The sequence below is a fragment of the Streptomyces sp. NPDC007346 genome, from assembly GCF_040703535.1.
Lineage (GTDB): Bacteria > Actinomycetota > Actinomycetes > Streptomycetales > Streptomycetaceae > Streptomyces.
Window position 1 is genome coordinate 31146 of record NZ_JBEYKR010000055.1, and the last position, 11248, is coordinate 42393.

General features: G+C 73.6%; 7 protein-coding genes. 1 reads left to right on the forward strand and 6 read right to left on the reverse strand.

The genetic code is table 11. The features are described from left to right. Positions 1-362: 362 nt before the first annotated feature. The gene (gene holA, locus AB0917_RS16870) at positions 363-1349 is read right to left on the reverse strand and encodes a DNA polymerase III subunit delta (RefSeq protein WP_366820305.1); all 987 of its coding nucleotides are present in this window, start codon (positions 1347-1349) and stop codon (positions 363-365) included. A gap of 126 nt (positions 1350-1475) precedes the next feature. Between holA and AB0917_RS16875 the strand changes: the two genes are divergently transcribed. After that, on the forward strand, positions 1476-1721 hold the full coding sequence (locus AB0917_RS16875; RefSeq protein ID WP_239475925.1) for a hypothetical protein: 246 nt from the start codon (positions 1476-1478) through the stop codon (positions 1719-1721). A 139-nt stretch (positions 1722-1860) separates the two neighbouring features. Here AB0917_RS16875 and AB0917_RS16880 read toward each other — a convergent pair whose 3' ends face one another. The 5 genes from AB0917_RS16880 to leuS form a co-directional block, all read right to left on the reverse strand. Further along, positions 1861-4413 (reverse strand): ComEC/Rec2 family competence protein, encoded by a 2553-nt coding sequence (locus AB0917_RS16880; RefSeq protein ID WP_366820306.1) that lies wholly within the window; start codon positions 4411-4413, stop codon positions 1861-1863. 17 nt (positions 4414-4430) lie between these two features. After that, positions 4431-5294 carry a ComEA family DNA-binding protein gene (locus AB0917_RS16885; protein WP_366820307.1) on the reverse strand — a complete coding sequence of 288 codons (864 nt, stop codon included), beginning with the start codon at positions 5292-5294 and terminating at the stop codon, positions 4431-4433. A 703-nt stretch (positions 5295-5997) separates the two neighbouring features. Beyond that, positions 5998-6843, reverse strand: coding sequence for a DegV family protein (locus AB0917_RS16890; protein ID WP_366820308.1), 846 nt, complete (start codon positions 6841-6843; stop codon positions 5998-6000). 180 nt (positions 6844-7023) lie between these two features. After that, a complete protein-coding gene (locus AB0917_RS16895) occupies positions 7024-7764 on the reverse strand; it encodes a hypothetical protein (RefSeq protein WP_366820309.1) in 741 nt (246 codons plus the stop codon). A gap of 136 nt (positions 7765-7900) precedes the next feature. Beyond that, positions 7901-10774, reverse strand: a complete 2874-nt coding sequence (leuS, locus tag AB0917_RS16900) for a leucine--tRNA ligase (RefSeq protein WP_366820310.1) — start codon at positions 10772-10774, stop codon at positions 7901-7903. Positions 10775-11248 lie beyond the last annotated feature (474 nt).

Consider the following 11248-nt stretch of genomic DNA (forward strand, 5'->3'; position numbering starts at 1 on the left):
CGCCGCACACCGAACCTGCGTTCGCCACGCGGGTGCGGCGCACCAAGAGTGTGACCCGGAAGCCCCGGGCACCGATCTCCCCAGATCGGCGCCCGGGGCTTCCGCACGTGGTGGCCGTGGCAGCTGGTCCGGGGACCCTCCCGACCCGCCCGGGGCACGTCCAGCCCGACCGGGACGCGTCCAGCCCGGCCGGGGCGCATCCAGTCCGGCGGCCGGGGCACGTCCAGCACGGCGGCCGGGGCACGTCCAGCCCGGCCGGGAGACGTCCAGCCCGTTCGGGTCGCATCCAGCCCGTCCGGCGTTTGAGGACGGAACCGGCGACGACACGGCCCCGCACCCGGCGGTGACCCCTGAGGGAACGCCTACCGTCCCGCCCGCGCGGCCCGCGCCACAGCGACGACGGCCTTCTCCAAGGCGTACTCGGGGTCGTCCCCGCCACCCTTCACCCCCGCGTCCGCCGCAGCCACGGCCCGCAGGGCCAGAGCGACTCCGTCCGGCGTCCATCCCCGCATCTGCTGCCGCACCCGGTCGATCTTCCACGGCGGCATCCCCAGCTCCCGGGCAAGGTCGGCGGGCCGCCCGCCCCGCGCGGAGGACAGCTTCCCGATCGCCCGCACCCCCTGCGCCAGCGCACTGGTGATCAGTACGGGCGCGACCCCGGTCGACAGCGACCACCGCAGCGCCTCCAGCGCCTCCGCCGCCCGCCCCTCGACCGCCCGGTCGGCGACGGTGAACGACGACGCCTCGGCCCGTCCCGTGTAGTACCGCCCGACGACCGCCTCGTCGATCGTCCCCTCGACGTCCGCGATCAGCTGGGACACCGCACTGGCCAGCTCCCGCAGGTCGCTGCCGATGGAGTCGACCAGCGCCTGGCACGCCTCGGGGGTCGCGGACCGCCCGTGCGTCCGGAACTCCGACCGTACGAAGGAGAGCCGCTCGGCCGGCTTGGTGGTCTTCGGGCAGGCGACCTCCCGCGCCCCGGCCTTGCGCGCCGCGTCCAGGAGCCCCTTGCCCTTGGCTCCGCCCGCGTGCAGCAGGACGAGCGTGATCTCCTCGGCCGGCGCACCGAGATACGCCTTGACGTCCTTGACCATGTCGGCCGCGAGGTCCTGCGCGTTGCGCACGATCACGACCTTGCGCTCGGCGAAAAGCGAGGGGCTGGTGAGCTCGGCGAGCGTGCCCGGCTGCAACTGGTCCGACGTCAGGTCACGGACGTCCGTATCGGCGTCGGCAGCGCGGGCCGCCGCCACCACCTGCTGCACCGCACGGTCCAGGAGGAGGTCCTCCTGGCCCACGGCGAGCGTGAGGGGGGCGAGCGGGTCGTCGGTGGAATTCTTCCTGGTGGCCATCGCGATCCAGCATCCCATGACCCACTGACAGCCCGGATTCCCCGTCGCCCGGCTGCCCCCGCACGGAGGCCCCCGCCGCCCGCCCCACTTGTACCGGCGGCCCGTCCCGTACCGGAGAATGGGCGGGTGAGCGATGTGAGACATGTACTGGTGCTGCCGGACCGCGACGCGGCGGAGGAGGTGGCCGGGGAGCTGGCCGACCGCTTCGGCGTCGCCGAGGAACCCCAGCTCGTACGGGACGCCCTGGCCGGTGAGGACGACGCCGAGGACGCCCAGTGGCTGGTGGTCGTGGAGGACCCGGCCGGGCGCCTGGACCCGGCCGCGCTGGACGAGTTCGCCGCGGAGTACGAGGGGTGGCTGGAGAAGCCGTAGCGTACGGACCGGGCCGGGCTCCTCGGGAGGCGGAGGAGCCGGTGGGCCTGCTGGCTCGCCGGCCCGCTGGCCCGCCGGCCGCGAACCGTTCCCGTGATGCTCCCCGCACCACAAGTCCCCCTTTCGTCGTGGGTCTCCGTCATGAACGGCCCACCGCCCGTAGCTCCTTGCCCGCGCCCGTCACCGCGATGGCCCCGTCGGTGTCGGTACGCAGGACCCGCGCCCCGGCGGCCCTGAGCGCCTCCACGGTCCGGGGCGACGGGTGCCCGTACGGGTTGTCCGCGCCGCAGGAGATGAGCGCCAGCCTCGGCCGTACCCGGTCCAGCAGCCCCGCGTCCTGGAAGCCGGAGCCGTGGTGGGCCACCTTGAGGACGTCCACCTGGGGCAGCCCGGCGGTGCTGTGCAGCAACCCCCGTTGGGCCGGTGGTTCGAGGTCGCCGAGGAGCAGCAGCGTCAGTCCGCCCGCGGCCCGCACGTGCAGGGTCACGCTGGAGTCGTTCGGCCCGCCCGCCCCCTTCACCGCCCCGGCTCCCCCGGGCCCGTCGCGCGGCCAGAGGACTCGCCAGTCCAGGGGCCCCGCCCGGCGTCGCTCACCGGGTACCGCCCGCACCGTCGTGACCCGCGCCGCGGCCGCCGTACGCCGGACGAAGGCGGCCTGCTGGGGCGGCTCGTCGAGGCTCGTCGTCTGGACCGCGCCCACGTCCCTGCCCCGCAGCACGCCGGGCAGTCCCCGCACATGGTCGGCGTGGAAATGGGTGAGGACCACCAGCGGCACCCGGGTGACGCCGAGGTCGCGCAGGCAGCGGTCGACCGAGCGGGGATCGGGGCCGGCGTCCACGACCACGCCCGCGCCCTCCCCGGCCGCGAGCACCATCGCGTCGCCCTGCCCGACGTCGCACAGCGCGAACGCCCAGTCCGGCGGCGGCCACCCGGTCACGATCCGGGTCAGCGGGACCGGCCGCAGCACCACGAGGACCAGGAGCAGCGCGGCCGCCGCGCAGAGCCAGGGGTGCCGTATCAGCCGAGGTGCGAGCAGCACGGCCAGGACCGTGAGGACCGCGAGGAGGGCCGCACCGGCCCAGCCCCCGGGCCAGGGAGCCTGCGCCCCGGGGAGGTCCGCCCCCGTGCGGGCCACCCCGGCGATCCACCCGGCCGGCCAGCCCGCGACCCGGGCCAGCAGTTCGGCCACCGGCGGGGCGACCGGCGCGACGGCCAGCGCCGCGAACCCCAGCACCGTCGCGGGCGCGACCGCGAACTCCGCCAGCAGGTTGCACGGGACCGCCACCAGGCTCACCCGTGAGGCCAGGACCACCACCACGGGCGCGCACACCGCCTGCGCGGCGGCGGCCGCAGCCAGCACCTCGGCGAGCCGCACCGGAACCCGCCGCCGTTGCAGCGCCGCACTCCACCGCGGCGCGAGCGTCAGCAGGGCCCCCGTCGCCAGGACCGACAGCAGGAACCCGTAACTCCGCGCCAGCCAGGGGTCGTACAGCACCAGGAGCACGACGGCCGCCGCCAGGGCCGGAAGCAGGGACCTGCGGCGGCCGGTCCCGATGGCGAGAAGGGTGATCAGACCGCAGGCCGCCGCGCGCAGGACGCTCGGCTCCGGGCGGCACACGACGATGAACACGAGCGTCAGCACCCCGCCGATCAACGCGGTCCCCCGCAGGGAGATGCCCAATTTCGGTGCCAGTCCGCGCCGTTCACTGTTGAGCGCCGACCCGGGTGGGCCGATGAGGAGGAAGAGGAGGATCGACAGGTTCGCCCCGGAGACGGCCAGCAGGTGCGTCAGGTCGGTGGCCCTGAAGGCGTCGTGGAGTTCCGGCGAGACCCTGGATGTGTCGCCGACCACCAGCCCCGGCAACAGCGCCCGTGCGTCCGCGTCGAGGCCGTCCGTCGCCTCCCGGAGTCCGGAGCGCAGCTTCCCGGCCACGCGCTGGACCGCCGTCGGGGGGCCGGTGATCCGGGGTGGCCCCTGGGTGTCCACCCGCAGGACGGCGGCCAGGCGCTCACCCTCGTGGGCGGGGGGTGAGAGGCGGCCGGCGAGGCGGAGCCGGGTGGATGGCAGGAGCTCCTGCCATCCGGCCCGGTCGTCCCCGGGCGAGACCATGAGGAGCACCGGCGTACGGACCCGGGTGCGGTGGCCGCCGGGCTGGGCCACCTCGGTGATGTCGGCGTGGATCAGGAGCGTGGCCGGGGTGCTGTGGCTGCCCCGCACCCCGGGGCGGGTCGGCCGGGGGTCGGAGGTCACCCGCACCTCGGCGTCGACCCGAGCCTGCTCCTGCGCCAGCCCGGGGACGGGCCCTCGCCGCACGTCGGCGCCGTGCAGTCCGGCCGTGGCTCCGCCCGCTGCCACGCAGAGCAGCACGGCCGCCGCAGCGGTCGGCCTGCCTCCGGCCGCTGCGGCGGCCCACCTGGTTCCGGCGGACGCGGCTGCCCGCCGGCGCCCGGCGGACGCGGCTGCTCGCCTTCCCTCAGTGGACGCGGCTGTCAGGAAAGCCAGCGCCGCAACGGCACAGACCGCCACCCCTGCTGCCACCCAGTGTCCCGGCAGCCCCAGCGCGAGAGCCGCGGCCCCCCAGACCGCCAGTGCCGGCGGGACGAGTCGCAGATCCGCCGGTCCCTCCTCCCGTGCGCGGGCCGCTCCCGGCACACCACGCGTGGCGGTGGTGGTCGTATCCCGGTCAGCCACGCCCGTCCCGGGGCTGCTCACGGCTGCACGAGCGGTCGAAGGTCGGCGAACCGGCGGTCACCGATGCCGCTCACCTGCCGGAGCTCGTCGACGGACCGGAATCCGCCTCTCTCCGTGCGGTGGTCGATGATGTGCTGCGCCAGCACGGGCCCGACCCCCGGCAGGGTTTCGAGCTGCTCCTTGGTCGCCGTGCTCAGGCTCATCGGCGCCGCCGGGCCGGCCGTCACCGGTGCGCCCGCCGCCCCGCCGGTCGTGCCGATCGCTCCGAGGACGGCCTGGGCCTGGGGCACCCCCACCGCGACCTGCTCACCGTCCATGAGCACGCGCGCCCGGTTGAGGCCCGTGACATCGGTCCCGGCGCGCACGCCGCCCGCCGCCCGGAGTGCGTCCGCCACCCTCGAACCGGCCGGCAGGCGCTGGACGCCCGGCCGGTGCACCTTGCCGCTGACATCCACGACGATGTGCCCGGCCGCCGCTTCCGGGGGTGGGGAAGGCGGTGCTCCGGCAGCCGGCCGCGGCACCGGGTCCGCGCCTGTGGCCCGTAACGGGTCCTCGGCCACCGCGGAGGCCCCCGCCTCCACCGTCTCGGGGGCGCGCACCCCTTGCGGGCGCGCGGACCAGAAGTGGACGGCGGCGAGAGCGACGGCCACCACCAGCACCAGGGCCAGCGCCGCGAGCGTCCGTGGTGCCAGCCCCCACCTGAGCCGCACCCACAAGGGGACCCGGTCCCAGAGCCCCGCCACGACTCCTCCGCCCCGCAGGGACCCACCCGCCTGCTCCTCCTTCCAGGCCTGTACGCCCTCCCCCGCGCGGTCGTCGGGCAGGGGGCGCGTGTTCGGGCTGGGCCCAACAACCCCGCCCGGACTCGGCTCCACAGCCACATGCGGGACCGGACCAACAACCCCAGCCGGATTCGGCTCGACAACCACATGCGAGTCCGGGCCAGCAACCCCACCCAGACTCGGCTCCACAACCACATGCGGGACCGGACCAACAAGCTGATCCGGGCCTGGCTCAACGACCGCACCCGAGCCCGGACCACCCGCCATCAGCGCGTCCGCCCGGCGCCGCGCGGACGCCGCAGCGAGGGCGGCACGGCCGCGCGCGGACCCCTGCCTGCCGTGGCGGGCGCCGGGCCGCGCACCGGGACGAAGCCCCGCCCGGCCACTCGGACGGCTGCCGGGGCCGCGCCGCATCCGAGGCTCGGCCGCCGGGGCACGCTCGGCAGCCGCCGCCGCTCCCGTGGAGGCGCCACCGGAAGCCGAAGCGGGAGGCAGGGGCGCGAAAGGCGAAGGCGGAGGCGGAGAAGGCGCGGGCGAAGAGGTCGGGGGCAGAGTGGCGGCGGACGCGGCGGACGAGGGGTCAGGGATCGACACCCGAGAAGTTCGAAGGGCCATGCCTCACGACGTTAGGCACAACAGCCCGAACCCGCTGAGCAGCCTCGATTCCTGTGGAAAACCGGCCAGTTGTGGATATCTCACTCACTCGTCCGAGGGCTGCGACGTCACAGCAAACGCCCCGTCAATGCCGCCGTAGACACCCCGTCACCGCCCGCCGGACGCCATCACCGCCCGCCGGCCCCCGTCACCGCGGCGAGACCACCGCGCCGAGCAGCCCCGGCCCCGTGTGTGCCCCGATCACCGCGCCCACCTCGCTGACATGGAGGTCGGCCAGCCCCGGCACACGTTCCCGCAGCCGCTCGGCCAGGCGCTCCGCGCGGTCCGGCGCGGCGAGGTGATGGACGGCGATGTCCACCGTCGCCTCCCCGGCCCGATCGGCGACGATCTCCTCCAGGCGGGCGATGGCCTTGGACGCCGTCCGCACCTTCTCCAGCATCTCGATCCGGCCGCCGTCGAGCTGGAGGATCGGCTTCACCGCGAGCGCGGACCCCAGCAGCGCCTGAGCCGTGCCGATACGGCCGCCCCGGCGAAGGTAGTCCAGAGTGTCGACATAGAAATAAGCGGACGTCCCGGCGGCCCGCTTCTGCGCCGCCGCCACGATCTCGTCCGGGCTGCCGCCCGCCTCCGCGGTCTCCGCCGCCGCGAGCGCGCAGAAACCCAGGGCCATGGCGACCATGCCCGTGTCCACCACGCGCACCGGGATCGAAGCGCCCTCCGCCGCGACCAGCGCGGCGTCGTACGTGCCCGAGAACTCCGCCGACAGGTGCAAGGAGACCACCGCGTCGGCCCCGCCCTCGGCCGCCGCCCGGTAGGTCTCGGCGAAGACCTCGGGGCTGGGGCGGGAGGTGGTCACGGAGTGGCGTTTCTGCAAGGCCAGGGCGAGCGAGCGGGCCGAGATCTCCGTGCCCTCCTCCAACGCCTGATCGCCCAGGACGACGGTCAGCGGCACCGCGGTGATGCCGTGCCGTTCCATCGCCCGGCGCGGCAGGTAGGCCGTGGAATCAGTGACGATAGCGACATGGCGGGACATGAGCGGGAGGTTACCTGCCGAGGTGGGAGTGCGGGAGCCCGACCCCGGCCCTGCGATCATTCGTGGTCACTTCGGAGCGCGTCCCGTCACCCTCGGCCAACGATCCCCTCGGCCACCGATACACCGGTTGCTCGGGCCGCAGGGCCCGCAGGCCATGCTGTCAGCCGCAGGGCCCTGCCGTCAGTTGGTCGTCTCCGGCCTGGCCGACTTCTGCCACGGGTACCTCGTCCGCAGGCGCGGGTCCGGCGGGGTGATCGCCTGCGGGGTCTCCTCGCGGGCCGGTCCGCCCCAGGGCTCGCCCGCCGTGCTGCCGCGACCGGCCCCGGCCCCGGTCCCGGCGCCCGGCTGTGAGGGCGAGGTGGCTCCCGGGCCCTCCTCCACCGTCCAGTGCCGCAGGGCCCCCGCCTCGATGTCGATCTGCGCGTTCAGCGCGTCCAGGTCGTCGTCGGCGAACTGGCGCGCGCGGTCCCGGGCCGCCCAGCGCAGCGAGTCCGCCGAGTGCGTGATCCGCTGCGTGCGCTCCCTCAGTTGCGGCAGCAGACCGGCGACCGTCGCCCGGTCCGGCTCGCGCTCCAGGCGCTTGAGCTCGTCGTCCAGCTCAAGACCGTGGGCGCTCAGCCGCCGGAAGAGGCCCACGGACTCCGCGAGCGAGGAGTCCTCCGCCACTCCGGCGTGCAAGGCGTCCTGGGTGGCGCGCATCGAGGTGCGCAGGGCGAGCCGGAGCTGGGCCAGCTCACCCGCGACACCCGTCTGGCCGAGGCTCTTGGCCCGGAGCGTGGTGTCCTCCACGGTGCGCCGGGCCTGCGTGATCGTGCGGTCCACCCCTCGCTTGGCCGCGCCGACAGCCTTCACGGTCGCGTAGACGCCCAACGCGATGAATGCGACGAAGAGCAGCGCCAGGATCGTGATCGCGGCTGTCATGGATGCCCCTCGGTGTCTCGATACGGCTGCCGGTACCGGTCGCCCCCTCCACGGTAAACGGAACGGGCAGGCCGAGGGTTCCTTCGGAACCCCCAACCTGCCCGTAGGGGATGGCCCTGACCGCGTAAGGGAGCGGTCACGCGGGGACGATGTTCACCAGTTTCGGTGCCCGAACGATCACCTTGCGGATCCCGGCCCCGCCCAGCGCCGCGACGACCGCCGCGTCCGCCAGGGCCAGCGCCTCCAGCTCCCCGTCCGTGATGGAGGGCGAGATCTCCAGGCGGGCCCGGACCTTGCCCTTGATCTGGACGACGCAGGTGACGGTCTCGTCCACGACGTACGCCGGGTCGGCCACCGGGAAGTCCTGGTGGACGACGGACTCGGGGTGGCCCAGCCGGCGCCACAGCTCCTCCGCGATGTGCGGGGCCAGCGGGGCGATCAGCAGGACCAGCCGCTCGGCCACGGACCGCGGCAGCGGGCCGCCCGCCTTCGTCAGGTGGTTGTTCAGCTCGGTGATCTTGGCGATTGCGGTGTTGAACCGCATCCCCGCCAGGTCCTGGCCGACCCCGTCGATGGCCTTGTGCAGGGCGCGCAGGGTGTCCTCACCGGGCTCCGTGTCGACGACGGTGACCTCGCCGGTCTCCTCGTCGACCACGTTGCGCCACAGCCGCTGCAGCAGCCGGTACTGGCCGACCACGGCACGCGTGTCCCAGGGGCGGGACACGTCCAGGGGTCCCATCGCCATCTCGTACAGGCGCAGGGTGTCCGCCCCGTACTCGGCGCAGATCTCGTCCGGCGTGACCGCGTTCTTCAGGGACTTGCCCATCTTGCCCAGGACGCGGCTGACCTTCTCGCCCTCGTAGTAGAAGGCGCCGTCGCGCTCCTCCACCTCGGCGGCGGGGACGGCGATGCCCCGGCTGTCGCGGTAGACGAAGGCCTGGATCATGCCCTGGTTGTACAGCTTGTGGAACGGCTCGGCCGACGAGATGTGGCCCAGGTCGAACAGCACCTTGGACCAGAAGCGCGCGTACAGCAGGTGCAGCACGGCGTGCTCGGCGCCGCCGACGTACAGGTCGACACCGCCGGTGGGCTGCCCCTCGCGCGGGCCCATCCAGTACTGCTCGATCGCCGGGTCGACCAGCTGCCGGTCGTTGGTCGGGTCCAGGTAGCGCAGCTCGTACCAGCAGGAACCGGCCCAGTTGGGCATGGTGTTGGTCTCGCGGCGGTACTTCCGCGGGCCGGCGCCGTCGCCCAGGTCCAGCGTCACGTCGACCCAGTCCGCGTTGCGCGACAGTGGGGTCTCGGGCTGGGCGGTCGCGTCCTCCGGGTCGAAGGTGCGCGGCGAGTAGTCCTCGACCTCCGGCAGCTCCAGCGGCAGCATCGACTCGGGCAGCGGGTGGGCGATGCCCTCCTCGTCGTACACGATCGGGAAGGGCTCGCCCCAGTAGCGCTGACGGCTGAACAGCCAGTCGCGCAGCCGGAAGTTGACGGTGCCCTCACCGACGCCGTGCTCCCGCAGCCACTCGGTGATCCGCGCCTTGGCCTCGACGACGCCCAGGCCGTCCAGCGAGATCTCCTCGTTGGCGGAGTTGACCAGCTTGGCGTCGTACGAGCTGAAGGCGTCGTCCCATGTGGAGGGGTCGGTCCCGCGGTCGTCGGACGGCTGGACGACACAGCGCATCGGCAGCTCGAAGGCGCGCGCGAAGGCGAAGTCACGTGCGTCGTGCGCCGGTACGGCCATGATCGCGCCGGTGCCGTACCCCATCAGGACGTAGTCCGCGATGAAGACGGGGACCTTCTCGCCGCTGACCGGGTTGGTCGCGTACGCGCCGGTGAAGACACCGGTCTTGTCCTTGGCCTCGGCCTGCCGCTCGACGTCGGACTTGGCGGCGGCCTGCTTGCGGTACGCGGTGACGGCCTCGGCCGGGCTCGCGTGGCCGCCGGTCCACACCGGGTGGGTGCCCTCGGGCCAGGCGGCCGGGATGATCCGCTCGACCATGTCGTGCTCGGGCGCCAGCACCATGTAGGTGGCGCCGAACAGGGTGTCCTGGCGGGTGGTGAAGACGGTGATGCCGCCCGCGGTGTCGACCGGGAACTCGACCCGGGCGCCCTCGGAGCGGCCGATCCAGTTGCGCTGCTGCAGCTTGATGGCCTCGGGCCAGTCCAGCCCGTCCAGGTCGTTCAGCAGCCGGTCGGCGTAGGCGGTGATGCGCATGTTCCACTGGCGCAGCTTGGCCTTGAAGACGGGGAAGTTGCCGCGTTCGGAGCGGCCGTCGGCGGTGACCTCCTCGTTGGCCAGTACGGTGCCCAGCCCCGGCGACCAGTTGACGGGAGCGTCCGAGGCGTACGCCAGGCGGTACTCGCCCAGCAGGTCCGCGCGCTCGGCGGCGTTCAGCGCGCTCCACTCACGGCCGTCGGGGGTCGCCCGCGTGCCGTTCTCGAACTGCTCGACCAGCTCGGCGATCGGGCGGGCCCGGTCGGCCTCGGTGTCGTACCAGGAGTTGAAGATCTGCAGGAAGATCCACTGCGTCCACTTGTAGTAGTCGGCCTCGATCGTCGCGAACGAGCGGCGGTTGTCGTGGCCCAGGCCCAGCCGGCGCAGCTGGGCCTTCATGTTCTCCATGTTGGCCTCGGTGGAGATCCGCGGGTGGGTGCCCGTCTGGACCGCGTACTGCTCGGCGGGCAGGCCGAACGCGTCGAAGCCCAGGGTGTGCAGCACGTTGTGGCCGGTCATCCGCTGGTGGCGGGCGTAGACATCGGTGGCGATGTAGCCCAGCGGGTGTCCGACGTGCAGCCCCGCACCCGAGGGGTAGGGGAACATGTCCATCACGAACTTCTTGGGCTTGGCGGCCAGCTCCGGGTCGCCCGCCAGGTCTCCGGTGGGGTTCGGTGCCTCGTACGTCCCCTCGGCGTCCCAGAAGTCCTGCCAGCGTGCCTCGATGTCGGCGGCCATGGCCGCCGTGTAGCGGTGCGGCGCGGCCGTCTCGGCTGCGGAATTCGTCTCGCTCATGATCCTCAAAGCTCCATCGATCGTCATCTGCCGGGAAACGAAAAATCCCCTCGCACAGGAGGGGACGCCGCGCTGACTCCGACCAGGCGTTCTCACCGGTCGGAACTGTTCAGCGCGGCTCGCTAAGCAGAAGGCGTACGGCACGCATGGCGCCAGGGTACCGCACGGGCCCGGAGGGGAGCGGGAAGTAACCGGTGGGCGGACACCGCGTGCGCGCGCCGCTTCCCACCTGCTCACGCGTCGCCCTCAGTAGGTGACGCGTGATGCTCCTCCTGGGCACACGGTGTGCGTTCGGGGCCGTTCCGGTGGGCTTTCCGCGAGCCCCGTGAGCCCCAGGGCAGCGGACGCGGCGGATCCGGCGGGCAACGTAAAAGAAGCGGGGGGCCCCCCACCGGGGGGGCCCGGGGGGCCGGGGGGGGGGAAGGGGATGTATGTACAAAACACCAGCAATGCAAAGCAGGAGAAATGGAAGAA